This window comes from Nocardioides sp. (assembly GCF_035703625.1).
Taxonomy (GTDB): domain Bacteria; phylum Actinomycetota; class Actinomycetes; order Propionibacteriales; family Nocardioidaceae; genus Nocardioides.
In genome coordinates this window covers 1-17,209 of record NZ_DASSXS010000310.1, presented here as the reverse complement: position 1 = coordinate 17,209, position 17,209 = coordinate 1, and the positions used below count along the sequence as shown (strand labels likewise).

Annotated in this window: 16 protein-coding genes and 1 tRNA gene; 10 read left to right on the top strand and 7 right to left on the bottom strand. The window is 69.5% G+C overall.

Annotation, left to right across the window (positions count from 1 at the left end):
* The 3 genes from VFN12_RS16425 to VFN12_RS16415 all read right to left on the bottom strand — a co-directional run.
* Window positions 1-149: response regulator (locus VFN12_RS16425; RefSeq protein WP_325119847.1), on the bottom strand; the 149-nt coding region annotated here is incomplete at its 3' end.
* Between the two features lie 119 nt (window positions 150-268).
* Window positions 269-532: a hypothetical protein gene (locus VFN12_RS16420; protein WP_325119846.1), complete on the bottom strand. Its 264-nt coding sequence runs from the start codon at window positions 530-532 to the stop codon at window positions 269-271.
* A 32-nt stretch (window positions 533-564) separates the two neighbouring features.
* Window positions 565-637: transfer RNA gene (locus VFN12_RS16415), tRNA-Leu, on the bottom strand.
* A 120-nt stretch (window positions 638-757) separates the two neighbouring features.
* On the opposite strand from VFN12_RS16415, the gene VFN12_RS16410 reads away from it, so the two are divergent.
* The 6 genes from VFN12_RS16410 to VFN12_RS16385 all read left to right on the top strand — a co-directional run bounded on the left by VFN12_RS16410 (window position 758) and on the right by VFN12_RS16385 (window position 5,795).
* Window positions 758-922, top strand: coding sequence for a hypothetical protein (locus VFN12_RS16410; RefSeq protein WP_325119845.1), 165 nt, complete (start codon window positions 758-760; stop codon window positions 920-922).
* 48 nt (window positions 923-970) lie between these two features.
* Entirely contained in the window at window positions 971-1,582 is a 612-nt protein-coding gene (locus VFN12_RS16405) for an ANTAR domain-containing response regulator (protein ID WP_325119844.1), read from the top strand.
* 97 nt (window positions 1,583-1,679) lie between these two features.
* The gene (locus VFN12_RS16400; protein ID WP_325119843.1) at window positions 1,680-3,020 is read left to right on the top strand and encodes a branched-chain amino acid ABC transporter permease; all 1,341 of its coding nucleotides are present in this window, start codon (window positions 1,680-1,682) and stop codon (window positions 3,018-3,020) included.
* Window positions 3,021-3,032: 12 nt separating this feature from the next.
* Window positions 3,033-4,019, top strand: coding sequence for a branched-chain amino acid ABC transporter permease (locus tag VFN12_RS16395; RefSeq protein WP_325119842.1), 987 nt, complete (start codon window positions 3,033-3,035; stop codon window positions 4,017-4,019).
* Window positions 4,012-5,022 (top strand): ABC transporter ATP-binding protein, encoded by a 1,011-nt coding sequence (locus VFN12_RS16390; RefSeq protein WP_325119841.1) that lies wholly within the window; start codon window positions 4,012-4,014, stop codon window positions 5,020-5,022. Before VFN12_RS16395 ends, VFN12_RS16390 begins: the two co-directional genes overlap by 8 nt.
* Window positions 5,019-5,795: an ABC transporter ATP-binding protein gene (locus VFN12_RS16385; RefSeq protein ID WP_325119840.1), complete on the top strand. Its 777-nt coding sequence runs from the start codon at window positions 5,019-5,021 to the stop codon at window positions 5,793-5,795. Before VFN12_RS16390 ends, VFN12_RS16385 begins: the two co-directional genes overlap by 4 nt.
* A 72-nt stretch (window positions 5,796-5,867) precedes the next feature.
* Here VFN12_RS16385 and VFN12_RS16380 read toward each other — a convergent pair whose 3' ends face one another.
* The gene (locus VFN12_RS16380) at window positions 5,868-7,220 is read right to left on the bottom strand and encodes an ABC transporter substrate-binding protein (protein WP_325119838.1); all 1,353 of its coding nucleotides are present in this window, start codon (window positions 7,218-7,220) and stop codon (window positions 5,868-5,870) included.
* Between the two features lie 129 nt (window positions 7,221-7,349).
* Window positions 7,350-8,096, bottom strand: coding sequence for a DUF554 domain-containing protein (locus tag VFN12_RS16375; RefSeq protein WP_325119836.1), 747 nt, complete (start codon window positions 8,094-8,096; stop codon window positions 7,350-7,352).
* Between the two features lie 109 nt (window positions 8,097-8,205).
* On the opposite strand from VFN12_RS16375, the gene VFN12_RS16370 reads away from it, so the two are divergent.
* Complete coding sequence (locus VFN12_RS16370) at window positions 8,206-8,805, top strand: GNAT family N-acetyltransferase (protein ID WP_325119835.1); 600 nt, start codon at window positions 8,206-8,208, stop codon at window positions 8,803-8,805.
* A gap of 46 nt (window positions 8,806-8,851) precedes the next feature.
* A complete protein-coding gene (gene polA / locus VFN12_RS16365; RefSeq protein ID WP_325119834.1) occupies window positions 8,852-11,560 on the top strand; it encodes a DNA polymerase I in 2,709 nt (902 codons plus the stop codon).
* Window positions 11,561-11,568: 8 nt separating this feature from the next.
* Here polA and VFN12_RS16360 read toward each other — a convergent pair whose 3' ends face one another.
* On the bottom strand, window positions 11,569-12,822 hold the full coding sequence (locus VFN12_RS16360) for a lipopolysaccharide biosynthesis protein (RefSeq protein ID WP_325119833.1): 1,254 nt from the start codon (window positions 12,820-12,822) through the stop codon (window positions 11,569-11,571).
* A 198-nt stretch (window positions 12,823-13,020) separates the two neighbouring features.
* On the opposite strand from VFN12_RS16360, the gene VFN12_RS16355 reads away from it, so the two are divergent.
* Both VFN12_RS16355 and VFN12_RS16350 read left to right on the top strand, forming a co-directional pair.
* Window positions 13,021-13,584, top strand: a complete 564-nt coding sequence (locus tag VFN12_RS16355; protein ID WP_325119832.1) for a hypothetical protein — start codon at window positions 13,021-13,023, stop codon at window positions 13,582-13,584.
* 62 nt (window positions 13,585-13,646) lie between these two features.
* The gene (locus tag VFN12_RS16350) at window positions 13,647-16,154 is read left to right on the top strand and encodes a hypothetical protein (RefSeq protein ID WP_325119830.1); all 2,508 of its coding nucleotides are present in this window, start codon (window positions 13,647-13,649) and stop codon (window positions 16,152-16,154) included.
* A 173-nt stretch (window positions 16,155-16,327) separates the two neighbouring features.
* Here the strand turns inward: VFN12_RS16350 and VFN12_RS16345 are convergent, their stop codons facing one another.
* Window positions 16,328-17,152 (bottom strand): class I SAM-dependent methyltransferase, encoded by an 825-nt coding sequence (locus tag VFN12_RS16345; protein WP_325119829.1) that lies wholly within the window; start codon window positions 17,150-17,152, stop codon window positions 16,328-16,330.
* Between the last annotated feature and the right edge of the window lie 57 nt (window positions 17,153-17,209).

Here is a 17,209-nt window from a genome sequence, read left to right as displayed (position 1 = left end):
ACGTCGAGGATGGCGAGGTCGGGCTGCAATGCACGCACGAGCTCGACTGCCTGGTCGCCGCGGCCCGTTTCCCCGACCACCACGTAGCCCTCCTCCTCGAGGGTCTCGCGGAGGTCCATGCGGATGATGGCCTCGTCCTCGGCAATCACGACTCGAAGCGACAAGCTGTCGTCCTTTCTTCGGTTTGGCCCGCCATTCAATCAGAACGGTGTTGCGCGTGCCCCTGGGGATGAGCGCTCGGCGCCCGCGACCCCTCGGTGCCCGATGTTCAGGACTTCGACGTCAGCTTGTCGAGCAGTTCGTCCTGCTTGCGCTCGAGGTCGCCGATCGTTTCGACCACGTGCTGGCGGTGTCGCCGCATGGCGTCGGCGTGCTTGCGGGCGTCGTTGGCCTCGTGCGCCGCACCAGGTGTCTCGGACACGAGCGCCCGAATCGCAGTGTCGTCGGCATCGTCGGCGAACACCGCCAACTGCTCGTCGATCTGGGCCAGCTCGGCGCGCAACGACTTCAGCCGCGCCGCGTTCTGCGACAAGCGTCGTTCCACGAGCCAACTTCCCATATGCGTGCCCCGGGTGGGATTCGAACCCACACTGGACGGTGTTTGAGACCGCTATCTCTGCCGTTGGATTACCGGGGCGTGCGCGGCGCAACGGTACCGGATCACCGGGGCCCTCGTGGCTTGCAAAAGACTAGTAACTAGGTATAGTTACAAATCTTAATCCGAGGTCGGGAGGTCGTCATGTGGAAGCCTTGGGTCGTGGCCCAGCTCGTGGGATCGCGCAGCCATGAGCGTGCCGTGGCGAACGCCCGTGGTGCCGCCACGCAGCTGAGCAGGATGCGGGTCGAGCGCGCGGAGATCGAGCAGTACGTCGCCCGGCACGCTGTCGAGCGCGCCAAGGTGAGGGCGGAGCAGCCCGCCTGACCCACACCCCGGGGGCATCGGCCGCGTCCGGGCGCTAGCCTGTCGGCCGTGAACCAGCCCGCGACCTCTCCTCGGCCTGCCCGGAAGGTCGTCATCGCCGAGGACGAGACGCTGATCCGCATGGATCTCGCCGAGATGCTCGGCGAGGAGGGGTACGACGTCGTCGGCCAGGCCGGTGACGGCCTCCGGGCCGTCCAGCTGGCCGAGGAGCTCCGGCCCGACCTGGTCATCGTCGACGTCAAGATGCCGGTCCTCGACGGGATCGCGGCCGCCGAGCGGATCGCGGGCCAGCGGATCGCACCGGTGGTGATCCTCACTGCCTTCTCCCAGCGCGAGCTGGTCGAGCGGGCGCGGGACGCCGGCGCCATGGCGTACCTGGTGAAGCCGTTCTCCAAGAGCGACCTGGTGCCCGCCATCGAGATGGCGGTGAGCAGGTTCGCCGAGGTCGACGCACTCGAGCGCGAGGTGGCCGACCTCAACGAGAGGCTGGAGACCCGCAAGGCGGTCGACCGCGCCAAGGGAGTGCTCCAGAAGGAGCTCGGCATCTCCGAGCCCGAGGCGTTCCGCTGGATCCAGAAGACCGCGATGGACCTGCGACTCTCGATGCGGCAGGTCTCCGACGGAGTCGTCGCGCACGGTCCGGGAGGAGCGGGCAGATGACAGTTCGACAACCACGCCGGGTGGTGTGGGCTGGAGCACACTCCAGAGCCCTAGACTGCCCTCAGCGCCCAGCAGGGTGCGCAAAGGGAGGATCCCAGTGAAGCCCCGACCCACGATCCGCGAACGTCTCGCGGCCTTACCTGCACTCGGTCTGCTGACCGCGCTGCTGGCACCACTGGCGGTGGTGCTGCTCTCCGGCCCGGCCCATGCCGAGCCCACGCAGCTGTGCGTGCCCTCCGACACGGCGGCGTGCATCGTCGGCACGCTGCGCTCGGACGAGGACACCGTCGCCGACGCCGACATCGTGATCACCGCGCCCAACGGTGACGAGACCACGGTCACCACCGACGACTCCGGCAAGTGGAGCTACCAGGCCACCGAGCCCGGCAAGTACGAGGTGTCGCTGGACGAGGAGTCGCTGCCCGAGGGCATCACGGGTCGGGGGAAGTCCACGCGGACCGTCAACGTCCAGATCGGGCCGGACGTGCAGCAGAAGTCGTTCGTGGCGCTGTTCGAGGTCCGCACCGGCTCGTTCGACGCGAGCACGAGCAGGACCGACCTGCTCATCCAGAGCGCGTTCAACGGGCTCCGGCTGGGCCTGCTCCTCGCGCTGGCCTCCGTCGGCCTCTCGCTCATCTACGGCACGACCGGGCTCTCCAACTTCGCCCACGCGGAACAGGTCGGGCTCGGTGGCATCCTCGCCTACGCGCTGGTCAACCAGGCGGGGCTCAACCTCTGGGTCGGCGGCATCATCGCCGTACTGCTCTGCGCGGCAACTGGCTATATCCAGGACCGAGGCATGTGGCAGCCGCTGCGGCGTCGCGGTCTGGGCCTCACCCAGATGATGATCGTGACGATCGGCATGTCGCTGGCCGCCCAGTACGCCTTCCAGTACTTCATCGGCGCCGGCACCGTGCCGATCGTGACGTCCAGCTTCGACACCGTGCAGCTCGGCCCGGTGCCGGTCACCACCGTGTCGTTCGTCGCGATGGGTGTCTCGACCATCGTGCTCGGCATCGTGGGCTTCGTTCTCCTGCGGACACGGATCGGGCGGGCAACCCGCGCGGTCTCCGACAACCCCGCGCTGGCGGCGGCCTCGGGCATCGACGTGGACCGGATCATCCGCCTGGTCTGGACGGTCTCGATGGGACTGGCCGGACTCGCGGGCATCTTCTACGCGCTGGTGGTCAGCAACGGGATCAAGTGGGACACGGGCCTGCAGATCCTGCTCCTGCTGTTCGCCGCCGTGACCCTCGGCGGCCTCGGCACCGCCTTCGGCGCTCTCGTCGGTGCGCTCATCATCGGCCTCGTGGTCGAGATGGCCGGGCCGCTCGGTGCGCCGGGCGACCTCAAGTACGCCGTGGCGCTGGCCATCCTCATCCTGCTGCTCCTGTTCAGGCCCCAGGGCCTGCTCGGACGCGCCGAGCGGGTCGGCTGAGAAGGGACTGACATGGACACCATCATCAACATCATTCAGGCGATGGCCCGTGAGATGGTCGCGCCGACCACGGCCGCAGTGGCGATCGCGGTCATCGGCCTCAACGTGCACTTCGGCTTCACCGGCCTGCTCAACATGGGCCAGGCGGGCTTCATGCTCCTGGGCGCCTACGGTTTCGCCATCTCCATCGTGCGCGGGGTGCCGCTGCCAGTCGCGGTCCTGATCGGGTTCGGCGCAGCGCTGGTCTTCGCCCTCATCCTCGGGGCCCCGACCCTGAAGCTGCGTGGCGACTATCTGGCGATCGTCACGATCTCGGCCGCCGAGATAGTCCGGTTCACGGGACGATTGTCGGTCCTGACCGACTTCACCGGCGCCGCCCAGGGGATCCCCGGCTCGGAGTACCGCGACCCGTTCACGGCACTTTCCTTCTTCGGCGCGGGGTCGACGGACATCGGGTTCCTGGACTACTCCAACACCGGTGTCAACGGCTGGTGGGTGCGGTTCGTCGCCTGGACCCTCGTGGCCATCTGCGCCTTCGTCGTCTACCTGTTGACGCGCAGCCCCTGGGGACGTCTCCTGCGCGGGATCCGGGAGGACGAGGACGCGATCCGCAGCCTGGGCAAGAACGTCTTCGCCATCAAGATGCAGGCGCTGATCATCGGCGGAATGCTGGGAGCTCTGGGCGGGATGGTCTATGTCCTGCCCGGCTCCGTCCAGGCCGACGCGCTGGGGCGTTCGATGACGTTCTTCTGCTACACCGCGCTGCTGATCGGGGGCGCCGCCACGGTGTTCGGCCCCATCCTGGGCTCGATCATCTTCTACACCGCCCGCATCTTCGTGAAGTCCGTGGCCAACGCCTACGTTCCGGACAGCATCATGAGTTCGTCGGAGACCGAGTCGTTCTCCTACATCGTCGTGGGTGTCATCCTCATGCTGGTCGTGATCTTCAGACCACAAGGCATCCTCGGCAACAAGAGGGAGCTGCAGTTCAATGCCTGATCAGACCACCAGCCCGTCGCTGGCCGACCCCGAGGCGCGCCGTCGCCTGATGGCGGACGTCGATGCCACGCCCGGCTCCAAGAAGTCCGACCCGATCCTGGTCGTCAACAACATCGTGCGGCAGTTCGGTGGCATGACAGCGGTCAACGTCGACCACCTCGAGGTGCAGCGGGGCATCATCACCGCCCTGATCGGCCCGAACGGCGCCGGCAAGACGACGTTCTTCAACCTGATCACCGGCTTCGACAAGCCGACCACCGCGGGCAAGGGCGCCCACTGGTCGTTCGAGGGCAAGGTCCTCGACAAGACCTCTGCCTCGAGCGTCGCCCGCATGGGCATGGTCCGCACCTTCCAGCTCACCAAGGCACTGAGCAGGATGACGGTGCGGGACAACATGATGCTCGGAGCCCAGAAGCAGACCGGCGAGAACCTCCTCAAGTCGATGTTCAAGCCGATGTGGGGCGGTCAGGAGCGGGAGATCGAGGCCAAGGCCATGGAGCTGCTCGATCGGTTCAACCTCCTGGAGAAGAAGGACGACTACGCGGGCAGCCTCTCCGGCGGTCAGCGCAAGCTGCTCGAGATGGCGCGGGCGCTGATGAGCGACCCGACGATGATCATGCTCGACGAGCCGATGGCCGGCGTGAACCCCGCACTCACGCAGTCCCTGCTGGGCCACATCCAGAGCCTCCGCGACGAAGGCATGACCGTGCTCTTCGTCGAGCACGACATGCACGTCGTCCGACACATCTCCGACTGGGTCGCGGTCATGGCCGAGGGCCGTCTCGTGGCGGAGGGATCGGCCGACGCGGTGATGTCGAACCCCGCGGTGATCGACGCCTACCTGGGCGCCCACCACGACACCGACCTCGGCGAGGAGGAGGTCTCCGAGGAGGCACTCGCCGAGATCATCGAGGAGGTCGCCGCCGAGGAGGCGGGACGCGACGCCGGGGACGAGCGTACGCCGGACGACGCCGGCAGCGGCGGCGAGGAGACGAAGAAGTGACGACCACCGACCAGAAGACGCCCGTCGTCGAGGCGAAGGACATCGTCGCGGGCTACATCCCCGGCGTGAACATCCTCAACGGCTGCAGCGTCGTCGCCCACCCCGGCGAGATGATCGGCATCATCGGCCCCAACGGTGCCGGCAAGTCGACGCTCCTCAAGGCCATGTTCGGCCTGGTGAAGGTCCACTCCGGAAGCGTCACGCTGCACGGAGAGGAGATCACCAACCTCAAGGCCAACAAGCTGGTGGAGATGGGGGTCGGCTTCGTCCCCCAGACCAACAACGTGTTCCCCACGTTGAGCATCGAGGAGAACCTCCGGATGGGGCTCTACACCCGCCCCAGGAAGCTGACGGAGAGGCTGACGGCCACCTGGGACCTCTTCCCGGTGCTGCACGACCGTCGCAACCAGCGGGCGGGCGCACTCTCCGGCGGCGAGCGGCAGTCCCTCGCCATGGCCCGCGCGCTGATGATGGAGCCTTCCGTGCTCCTGCTCGACGAGCCGTCGGCCGGCCTTTCCCCGGTCCGCCAGGACGAGACGTTCCTGCGGACCCGGCTGATCAACCAGACCGGCGTCTGCGTCGTCATGGTGGAGCAGAACGCCCGCCGCTGCCTGCAGATCTGCGACCGCGGCTACGTCCTCGACCAGGGCCGCGACGCCCACACCGGCACCGGCAAGGAGCTGGCCAAGGACCCCAAGGTCATCGAGCTCTACCTCGGCACCCTCGCCGAGGACGTCGAGGCCGACCGCAAGGACCGCGAGCAGAAGGCCTGAGCACGACCACGAAGAAGTGGCCCCGGACCGTGAGGTCCGGGGCCACTGTCTTTGTCGTGCAGGTGCGAGGAATCAGCTCGCGGGAGCACCCTCCACGACGCTGGAGATCTCGGGAACGTTGTCGCTGTTGTAGCTGTAGATCCCGATGAACGCCGAGGACGGGTCGTTCTGCTTGTTGATCGGACCGATACCCGAAGGACCGGCGTACCGAATCTCCTTGCCGTCCTCGAGGAGCGCCACGCAGTCGGCGTAGGTGGTGCACTCCTCGCCGTCGGTGGCGCCGGAGACCGCTGCGTAGTTCTGCTGGACGGTCGTCGACTCCGTGGAGCCACCCTTGACCGCTGCCAGCGCGGCCAGGATCACTGCGTCGTAGGACTCGGCGCCGTAGGAGAAGTCCTTCAGCGTCTCGCCCTCAGCCGTGTCGTACCAGCTGATCAGGCGGTCCTTGAACCCCTCGTCGGGGTCGTTGCCGGGCAGCGTGCCCTGGGCGCCCTCGAGCAGACCCGGGTCGAAGCTGTCGCTGTAGTCGGACAGGTTGCCGTCGGTGAAGTACGTCTTCGACATGTCCCAACCCTGGGCGTCCAGCTCCTTGATGATCGGCGTGGACTCGTCGAACGCCAGGACCACGATCGCGTCCGGCTTGGCGTTCAGCGCCGCGGTGACCTCGGCCGAGAACGTCGTCTGGCCGGCCGGGAACTCGTCGCCGTCGCCCTTGGCGCCGTAGACGACCTCACCGCCGTTGGCCTCGATCGTCTCCTGCGTGTAGTTGCGCAGACCGGTGCCGTAGGTGTCGTTGAACACGATGAAGGCCACCCGCTGGTAGCCGTCGGACGTGATCAGCGTGCCGAGCGCGTTGCCCTGGATGGTGTCCGGGGGAGCGGTGCGGAAGTAGAACGGGTCGTAGCCGCTCAGGTCCACCGCGGTGTTGGCCGGCGACACCTGCGTGATCTTGGCGTCGGTGAGGGTGTCGACGAAGTTCAGCGACACGCTGGACGACGCGGCGCCGATCACGACGGAGGGCTTGGCCGAGACCAGGGTGCCCGCCGAGGCGGTCGAGACCGACATGTCGGTCGAGTCGCCGGAGTCCTCCATCTGGTAGCAGGCGTCTGCCCCGTCGACGCCGCCAGCGGCGTTGATCTCGGAGACCGCGAGGCCCACACCGGCAATTTCCGGAGGGCCGAGGAACGCGAGGTTACCCGTGAGCGGCAAGATGCCCCCCACCTTGAACGTGTCGGCGGACGTGGTCCCGCCCGCACACTTGTCGTTCGTGAGGGTTTCCTGGCTGGAGTCGGACTCGCTGGCCGAGGGGGAGGTGTCGCCACCGCTCTCGCCTGAGTCATCGGAGCCACAAGCTGCGAGGGACAGGCTGAGGACGGCGGTGCCGGCCATCAGCTTGACCCAGGTGGCGGATCTGGATCGATTCACGGGGTGAACCTTTCTGTTGCGTCGGTGCACTTCACCGCTGCTCGCCCACTGTGGGCTAGCCAAATGCCACCGTAGACCGGCAAGAGTGAGCGGCGTCTCACGGCACCCTGTCGTTAGCGAACCGTTACGTCAATGCAACCACGCGACAAGTTCTGTAAGAAGCGGCGCCATCACGAGGGCCGGCAGCAGGTCGGCGACCGGAATCTCCCGGATCCGCAGCAGTCGCAGGGCCACCCCCACGAGCAGCAGCCCTCCGGTCGCCGTCAGCGCGGCGACGTGGGCGTCCGGCAGCACGTCACCGAGCAGGAGCCCCAGGATCGTCAGCCCGCCCTGCACCACGAGCACGGTGAGCGCACTGGCTGCCACCCCCCAGCCGAACGACGCCGCGAAGGCGATGGCCGCGAACCCGTCGAGGGCCGACTTCAGGATCAGCTGCTCCGCCCCCAGCCCGAGACCGTCGTTGAGCGCGCCGAGGATCGTCAGCGGTCCCGTGCAGAACACGAGCGACGACACCACGAACCCCTCGATGAAGCGGTGCCGCTCGACCGAGCCCCGGTCGCCGGCCAGACGGGCCTGCAACCACCCGCCCAGCCCCTCGACGCGCGCCTCGAGCCGCAGCAGCGAGCCGACGACCCCGCCGATCACCACGGACCCGAGCACGATCAGCATCGGCGCGCTCGAGCCGACGTACGACGTGAGGACCGGCGCGCCGACCGCGACCGCGCTGGTGGCGGCGATCAGGAGGGTGACCAGCCCGAGGGCGTCGGTGACGACGTCGCGCGTCCGCTCGGGGAGCCGGTGCCCGGCCAGCACGCCCAGGGACGCTCCGAGCAGCACGGTGGTCACGTTCACCAGGGTGCCGATTCCGGGGATCACGAGGCTCCTCTGTCGACGGGCGAGGTCTGAGCGTAGTCTTCTCCGAGGAGCCGCGCCCGGGGGCCAAGTGAGGCGGTCGCAGCTGCGGAGAGGTCCATACGTGTTTCCTGTGAAGCGCACCCAGGTGTCCCTACGTGTGGCGTCACCGGAGGACGCCCCGGTGCTGGCCGAGGTCTGGTCGGAGATCGTGCGACGGGCCGATCGCGAGCAGCAGATCGCCGATCTCGAGGCGATCATCGCCCGGGTCACGCCGCTCGACGACGAGCGGATCGTGGTCGCGGAGTACGACGGGCAGGTCGCGGGCGCGGTGCACCTGCGCGCCTCCACCCTGACCCCGCTCAACCTCGAGCCCGTGGTCCAGGCCATCTCCCCCCACGTCCTGCCGCAGTTCCGCCGTCGCGGGGTCGGGCGGACGTTGATGGAGGCGGCGGTGGCGTTCGCCGAGGAGCGCGGCATCGCGCACATCGCCACGGCAGCGGTCTCCGGCTCGCGCGACGCCAACCGGTTCATGGCGCGGCTCGCGCTCGGCCCCTTCGCCGTCCTGCGGCTGGCCCCCACCGCCATGGTTCAGGCCAAGCTCGACGCCCAGGCGCCTGCCGGCGGGTTGGCCAATGGGCGCTCCGGGACCCGCCAGCTCACCCACGTGCTGGCGGCACGGCGCTCCACCCGGCGTGCCCAGCGCCGGCGGATCTCCGACCTCAGCAGCTGACGTTCCCGGCCCGGAGGCTGTCCCCGGCGACGGTTAGGCTCGGGCCGTGCCCGAGACCGACACCGCCACCGACCCGTCCGGCCGCCCGCGCCTGCTGCTCCTCGACGGTCACTCCCTGGCCTATCGCGCGTTCTTCGCCCTTCCGGTGGAGAACTTCTCGACCTCGGCGGGGCAACACACCAACGCCGTCTACGGCTTCACCTCGATGCTCGTCAACGTGCTGCGCGACGAGCAGCCGACCCACGCGGCGGTGGCCTTCGACGTGTCCCGCCAGACCTTCCGGCTGGAGCAGTACGCCGAGTACAAGGCCAAGCGCAACAAGACCCCCGACGAGTTCCGGAGCCAGCTGCCGCTGATCGAGCAGGTGCTGACGTCGTTCGGCATCACCTACCTCAAGAAGGACGGCTACGAGGCCGACGACATCATCGCCACGCTCACCACGCAGGCCGTGGCGAGCGGCATGGAGGTGCTGATCCTCACCGGCGACCGCGACTCGCTCCAGCTCGTCAGCGCCGACGCGACCGTCCTCTATCCCATGCGCGGGGTCTCCGACCTCGCCCGGATGACGCCGGAGGCCGTCGAGTCCAAGTACGGCGTCCCCCCGCACCGCTACCCCGAGCTCGCGGCGATCGTCGGCGAGACCTCCGACAACCTGCCGGGCGTGCCGGGCGTCGGCCAGGGCTTCGCCGCCAAGTGGATCAACCAGTACGACGGCCTCGACAACGTCATCACCCACGCCGACCAGATCACCGGCAAGAAGGGCGAGGCACTGCGCGAGCACCTCGGTGACGTGCTCCGCAACCGCCGCCTCAACGCCCTGGTCTGCGACCTCGACCTCGAGCGCGGTCCGAGCGACCTCGTGCTCGAGCCGTGGGACCGTCACACCGCGCTGACCCTGTTCGACGACCTCGAGTTCCGGGGCGAGCTGCGCACCCGCACCATCGACACGCTGGGTCCGGAGGAGGAGCCCCTCGAGGAGGGCGGGTTCGAGCTGTCCGGACGGCGTCTCGGGCCCGGCGAGGTGGAGGAGTTCCTCGCCGGCCTCGGCGACCAGCACGTCGGCGTGCACGTTCGCGGCGCCTGGGGCTCGGGCACCGGCAGCGTCGACGGCCTCGCCGTCGCCGACGTCACCGGGCTCGCCGCCTACCTCGACGTCACCACCCTCACGCCGGAGGACGACAAGGCGCTTGCCGGGTGGCTGGCCGACCCGTCGCGCCCGAAGGTCCTCCACGACGCCAAGGGGCCCAAGCACGCCCTGGCCGCGCACGGCTGGACGCTCGAGGGACTGGTCAGCGACACCGCACTGGCCGCCTACCTCGTCCAGCCCGACCAGCGTTCCTACGACCTCTCCGACCTCACCCTGCGCTACCTGCGACGCGAGCTGCGTACCGAGCGAGAGGACGACCAGGACGCCCTGTTCCACGACCCGGCCGGAGGCGGCGACGACCTGGCGGAGACCGCGATGCTGCACGCCCGCGCCGTCATCGACCTCGCCGAGGCGCTCGACGGCGAGGTGGAGGCCGCGGGAGGCACCCGCCTGCTGGCCGAGGTCGAGCTCCCCCTGGTCCACCTGCTCGGCGAGATGGAGCGGATCGGCATCGCCGTCGACACCGACCACCTCGAGCAGCTCGAGAGCCACTTCGCCGACGAGGTCCGGCGAGCCGCCGAGGAGGCCTTCGCCGTGATCGGCAAGGAGATCAACCTCGGCTCGCCCAAGCAGCTGCAGGTGGTGCTCTTCGACGAGCTCGACATGCCGAAGACCAAGCGCACCAAGACCGGCTACACCACCGACGCCGACGCCCTCCAGCAGCTCTACGTCAAGACCGAGCACCCGTTCCTGCTCCACCTGCTCCGACACCGCGACGTGGCGCGACTACGCCAGACGATCGAGGGCTTGCTGAAGACGGTGGCGCCGGACGGTCGGATCCACACGACCTTCCACCAGATGATCGCGGCCACCGGCCGGCTCTCCAGCACCGACCCCAACCTGCAGAACATCCCCATCCGCACCGAGGAGGGCCGCCGGATCCGTGAGGGGTTCGTGGTCGGTCCGGGGTTCGACTGCCTGATGACCGCCGACTACAGCCAGATCGAGATGCGGATCATGGCCCACCTGTCGGAGGACGAGCTGCTGATCGAGGCGTTCAGGTCCGGACGCGACTTCCACTCGATCACCGCCGCGCGCGTCTTCGACGTCGACGCCGACGACGTGACGGTCGAGATGCGGGCCAAGATCAAGGCGATGAACTACGGCCTCGCCTACGGCCTGTCCGCGTTCGGCCTCGGCCAGCAGCTGCGCATCGAGCCGAGCGAGGCCCGCGGACTCATGGACGAGTACTTCCTGACCTTCGGCGGAGTACGCGACTACCTCTCCGGGATCGTCGACGAGGCGCGCAAGTCCGGCTTCACCGAGACCATCTGGGGACGCCGCCGCTACCTGCCCGACCTCACCAGCGACAACCGCCAGCGGCGCGAGATGGCCGAGCGGATGGCGCTCAACGCGCCGATCCAGGGGTCGGCCGCCGACCTGATCAAGGTCGCGATGCTCAACGTCGATCGGGCGCTGACCGAGTCGGGCCTGTCCTCGCGGATGCTGCTCCAGGTGCACGACGAGCTGGTCTTCGAGGTGGCCGCGGGGGAGCGCGACAGCCTCGAGCAGCTGGTCCGCGAGCAGATGGCCGGTGCCGCCGAGCTCGCCGTACCCCTCGACGTCTCCGTCGGCACCGGCCGCAGCTGGCACGAAGCCGCCCACTGAGGAGCGGGTCAGCCGGCGGCGACCGCAGTCTCCGGACGGTGCCGCATCGCGTCGACCACGAGCGTCAGCAGCACCAGCAGGTTGACGACGGTCACGCTGAGCACCAGTGAGCCGACGCTGTCGACGTACAGCGCCGTCGAGGCCACCCCGACCAGTCCCGCCCACAGGACCAGGACGCTGGCGCGGTGCTGTCGGGCCACGACCTCGTAGACCATCAGCTGGATCATCGCCAGGACCATGCCCAGGGTGGCGAAGAGGCCGACGTAGGGCTCGATCGCGGAGTACTGGTCGCCGCCGACGAAGGCGATGGCCAGGTCGCTGAACACGATGGCGCCGAGGGTGGCGCAGACCCCGGCCGCGGCGACGAGTGCCAGCCCCTTGAGGTAGACGCGGTGGCGCTCGGTCGAGGAGGCCATGGAGGGGAAGGCGACGATGACCACGACCTGCGGCAGGAACAGCACCGCCTTGGTGAGGATCAGCCCGGCGGCGTAGAGCCCGGCGGCGTGCTCGTCGAGGACCAGGCCGGCCACGAGAACGTCGACCCCGGAGAGGGCGAAGAACGCGAGGAGCGCATGCGAGTTGGCCACCACCTCGTGCAGGACCTGCTCGGGGTCGACCACGGTCGGCTCTCCCGGAGCGCGGCCACGGCCCACGTGTCCGAGGGCGACGGCGCCCACGACCGCCGGGACGCAGGCGCCGAGGGTGACGCCGAGCATCGCTCCGAACGCCGTGGGGATGAGCAGCATCATCGCGCCGCCGAGGACGAAGCGGCCGACCCCCATGCCGAGGTAGATTCCGGCGAGCGGTCCCCAGCGGCGTTCGCCCTGGAGGATGCCGGACTGGCCTCCCATGATCGTCAGCGGCACCACGCTGAGACCGATCATCAAGGCCGACGGCCACGAGTCCAGTCGGGCGGTCCACACGATGACCGGTGTCAGGAGCAGGCACAGAGCGCCCAGGGCGAGGGCCGAGCGGTACGACGCGGACATCACCGCCGCCTCGACCTCCTCGCGTCGCGAGGGGGTGGCGGCGATCTTGCGGGCCCCGGTCGCCTGCAGGCCCAGTGAGAGCACGCCGACGACCAGCAGGATGAACATGAGCCGGGCGACGCCGCCGTACTCCGCCGGCCCGAGCAGCCTCGCGGCCGCCAGCACGAAGCCGTAGGTGGTGAGGTTCATGATGCCCGTGGCCACGGCGATGCCGACTCCGCTGCGCAGGAGTCCGCGGAGGCTGCCGGGGGCCGGCGAGTGGGACTGGATCACCCCGATTGGCCTCAGTTCATTCGTCGGACGGACAGGCGGTGTTGGAGATCACAGGCTACGGCCCCCGAAAATGGCCACGCCGAATCGTCTGTTACCGGCGCGTATGGCTATGGTTTTCCAGGCGTTTCCCACGAGGGTCGGAAATGCTTCGCCGAGCTGAGGGAGGTTCGGCGCATTCTTCGGAGGGAGTGCGCAAGCATGCGCAAAACAACTATCGCCGGGCTGGTCCTTGCCCTGGCGGCCGTCCTGGTCATGTGGCTGAGCGCCACGCTCGACCTCGAGCTGCAGTCGGTGGTCCTGCTGGGCACCGCCGTCGGCGCCGTGGTCGCGCTGGTGCCCGACCGCACCCCGCTGTTCCGGTTCCTCGGCTTCGCCGGCGGATTCGTGGCTGCCTGGCTCGGGTACTTCGCCCGGGCGGCGCTGCTGCCCGACACCGACGGCGGCCGGGCAGTGGCGGTGGGCCTGGTCCTGCTGCTCTGCGTCGGGCTGTTCGCCGCGACCGTCGGGCGCCTGCCGCTGTGGTCCACGCTGCTGGGCGCGGCAACTCTGGCCGGGGGCTACGAGTACACCTATGCCGCCGCACCACCGGAGGTCGCGAGCACCTCGGTCAGCGCGGTCACCTCGCTGCTGTGCTGCCTCGCGGTCGGCTTCCTGGTCGCGGCCACCGTGGCGCCCCAGGCCGGCACGCAGCCCCGTCCGCGCCTGCGCGACGAGGACCTCGAGAACACCAGCTTCGACGACCTGATGGAGAAGACCAAGTGAACCCCCGCAAGACAGTGCTGCGAGTCGCAGCGACATCGGGTGTGGCGGCTGTGCTGTTCGGCATGGTGGCGTCCCCGGCCGTGGCCGCCGACGGTGACGTCGACGTCCTCAACACCGAGACCGTGCAGGTCTACACCTCGCCGAGCGGCGAGGTCGAGAGCCAGCGCGTCTACGAGCAGCTGGTCCTGACCGGCACCGGCTCGGTCGACCTCTCCAACCCGATCTCGACCGACGGGCTGCGCAACCTCGACGGCTTCGCCGGCGTCGACGTCGAGGGAGACGAGCAGGTCACCCAGATGACCGTCGACGGCGAGGAGCACCTGCGCACGGTCAGCGACTCCGACGTCGAGCTGCCGCTCGACGTCTCGGTGGCCTACAAGCTCGACGGCGAGGCCGTGGAGCCGGGTGACATCGTGGGGGAGAGCGGTGAGCTCGAGGTGCTCTACACGGTCAAGAACATCACCGCCACGCCGCAGGACGTGACCTTCCCCGACGGCAACGGCGGCACCGTCACCAAGACCGTGGACGTCCCGATCCCGATGGTCGGCTCGCTGACCACGATCGCCCCGGAGAGCTTCACCAACGTGAGCTCGGAGCAGGCGAACATGGCCGGTGACGGCAAGGGCGGCACCAAGCTGTCGTTCACGATGACCCTGTTCCCGCCGGTCGGGTCCGACACGGCCGAGTTCGGCTACACCGCCGACATCGTCGACGGCGTCGTGCCGCGGGCCGATGTGTCGGCCCTCCCGGTCAACCCCCTGGAGTCGCCGACCTTCGCGACGGCGGCCGACAGCTACCAGGGCGGTACCGAGACGGGTGCCAAGCTCGCCGACGGGGCGGCCACCATCGACGCGAACCTGCTCAAGCTGCGCGACGGCGCCTCCGAGCTCCTCGCCGGCCTGATCAAGCTCCGCGACGGCTCGGAGCAGCTCCAGGCCGGGCTCGCCGACGAGGCGGCGCCGGGTGCGGAGAAGCTCGCCGACGGTGCCGGTCAGCTCGACGACGGCCTCGGCAAGATCGCCGATGGTGCCGGCCGCCTGTTCGACGGCACCGGACAGCTCCTCGCCGGGACGGGCGACCTGACCGACGGCACGGGTCGCCTCGCCGACGGCGCGGGTCGCCTCTCCAAGGGCGCAGACCGGCTCGACGCCGGCCTGGGCAAGCTCGGCACGAAGGTCAACGGGGACCTGGCAGCCGGCGCCAACGAGCTGGCAGCCGGGCAGCGCAACCTGGCGCACGGCCTGAAGCTCCTGTACCAGGGTGTCGACGCGCTGCCGAAGGACGTGACCGACGAGCTGGCCACGAACCCGGACTACCTCAAGCTGCTCGGGGCGCTGCAGGGGATGGCCGATGGTGTCGACCACAAGTTCCTCCCCGGCCTGCAGGGCATCGAGACGAGCCTGCGCACGCAGTTCGGCACGATCGACGGCATCGGGTCCAAGCTCCTGGCCGCGGCCAGCGCTGACAGCACGGCCAACGCCAGGGCCGCACTGACCAACCTTGCGGCACTGGACGGTTGTGCCGCCCCGGGGATCGACCCGCGCCCCGCGCCCACAACCCAGCAGTGCGGTCTGATCTACGGCATCTACGACGGCCTGGTCAGCGGCGAAGCAGTCTCCGACAAGAGCCTCTCGGACGCCGGTGGCGGGCTCCAGCTGATCACCGCGGGCCTCCGGGCGGGCCTGTTCGACAAGTCCGACGCGGCGTTCAAGCAACTGCGCGCCGGGCTTTCGAGTGGCGTCGACCCGATCACCTGCGCGACCGCGCCGCAGAGCTGTGGGATCAAGGAGGGTGCCCTGTTCATCCGCAACTACGGCATCCCCACGCTGGTGGACAAGATGTTGGTCAACATCGAGCAGACCCTGCTCCAGAACATCGGGCGGCCGACCAAGGGTTGCGAGCCGACCGAGACGCTGCGGTGCGGTGCTGCGGCGCTGGCGGCCGGTGGCGGCGACCTGGTCGAGGGCGTGGACAAGCTCGTCGCGGGCGTCGCCAAGCTCAGTGACGGTGGCTCACTCCTCGCCGACGGTGCCGGTCAGCTCGCGGACGGAACCGGCGAGCTCGACGCGGGCGCCAACAAGCTGGCGGCTGGTGCCGGTGAGCTCAACGCGGGCGCGGGCAAGCTGGCCGACGGCACCGCCCAGGCTGCCGATGGTTCCGGCCAGCTCGCGGACGGCGCGGGTCGTCTGGCCGAGGGCCTGGTGGACGCTGCCGAGGGTTCCGGACGGCTGAGTGCCGGCCTGGGCCAGGCTGCGGAGGGTGCGCCGAAGCTGGTCGACGGCGCCCAGGAGCTCTCGGACAAGGGCACCAGCAAGCTGGTCGAGGCGGGCGAGGACACCACCCAGACCTACGGCCAGATGTACGCGACCATGCAGGCCGGCGCCGAGCGGGCGCAGACCGAGGACATGGCCTACGGCGCGCCCGAGGGCGCGGCGGGACTCACGGCGTACAGCTACGTGATCCAGGGCGACGACGGCGAGGCCGGAAAGAACTGGGCGCGTGGATTGGCGGGCATGGCCCTGCTCGGACTCGGAGCGGGCGGGTTCCTGCTGAGGCGTCGCCTGGTCTGACCCCCAACCAGCGCGACAAACCCCGGAAGGGGGCACCGAGCGATCGGTGCCCCTTTTCGGTATTTCAGAGAGTGGTTGGGCCACACGCAGGGGTGGGTGGGGACTCGTGTGAGGAGGCGAGCTCGCCCCTGCCTGGCCGCCGGACTCCGCCACCGTGCCCGCGGCCGGGGCCGTCAGCGCAGAGTCGCCCCGAAGATGGCCGTGCCCGGGGTGAGCCGCCCTCGCACGGCCGACCAGCCGCCCCAGGTCCGCTCGTGCCCCTCGGGCCACTCGGGCTCCAGCAGGTCGGTGATCACGAAGCCCTGGCCGGCCAGCAGGGCGACCCAGTCACCCAGCGTGCGGTGGTGCTCGACGTAGGCCACCAGCCCGGTCGCGTCGTCCACCTCGACGTACGGCGTCCGGTCCCAGTAGGACTGGCTCGCGAGCAGACCGCCCTCGCCGGGGTCGTCGGGGAACATCCACCGCGTGGGGTGGGTGATCGAGAAGGCGAACCGCCCGCCGGGCCGCAGCACGCGAGCCGTCTCGGCGACGGCGACGTCGATGTCGCTGACGAACTGCAGCGCCCCGAACGAGGAGAAGACGACGTCGAACGAGTCGTCGGCGAACGGCAGGTGAGTCGCCGTGCCGAGCACCGACGGAACGACGGTGCCGGTCTCCTGGTCGAGCCGCCGGGAGTGCTGCAGCTGCCGGTAGGACAGGTCGAGGCCGACCGGGCGACCGCCCTGCTCGCGGATCCAGCGTGAGCACTGCCCGGCGCCGGAGCCCACCTCGAGCACATCGCGGTCCGCGACGTCTCCGAGGACCCCGGCCTCCTCCTCGCGCAACCCCTCGGGTCCCCACACGAAGCCCGCGTCGCCGAGGAACTCGCCGTGCGTCGCCTGGTACTCGTCGGCGTAGCGGTCCCAGTCCGGACCGTTGGCCCGACGGGACTCCGCCTCGTCGACCGGGCGGCGCTCGACGCGCACCGGGGGGTGGGCCCCGGTCTCTTCCCCGTCCACGGTCCGGAGACTACTTCCCGACTGGCCAGACCGGACCCGACCTGTCGAGAATGCCGC

Coding starts and splice junctions, on each gene's coding strand:
- VFN12_RS16395 (WP_325119842.1), top strand. CDS start 3,033: ATGGACACCATCATCAACATCATTCAGGCGATGGCCCGTGAGATGGTC.
- VFN12_RS16390 (WP_325119841.1), top strand. CDS start 4,012: ATGCCTGATCAGACCACCAGCCCGTCGCTGGCCGACCCCGAGGCGCGC.
- VFN12_RS16355 (WP_325119832.1), top strand. CDS start 13,021: ATGCGCAAAACAACTATCGCCGGGCTGGTCCTTGCCCTGGCGGCCGTC.
- VFN12_RS16350 (WP_325119830.1), top strand. CDS start 13,647: ATGGTGGCGTCCCCGGCCGTGGCCGCCGACGGTGACGTCGACGTCCTC.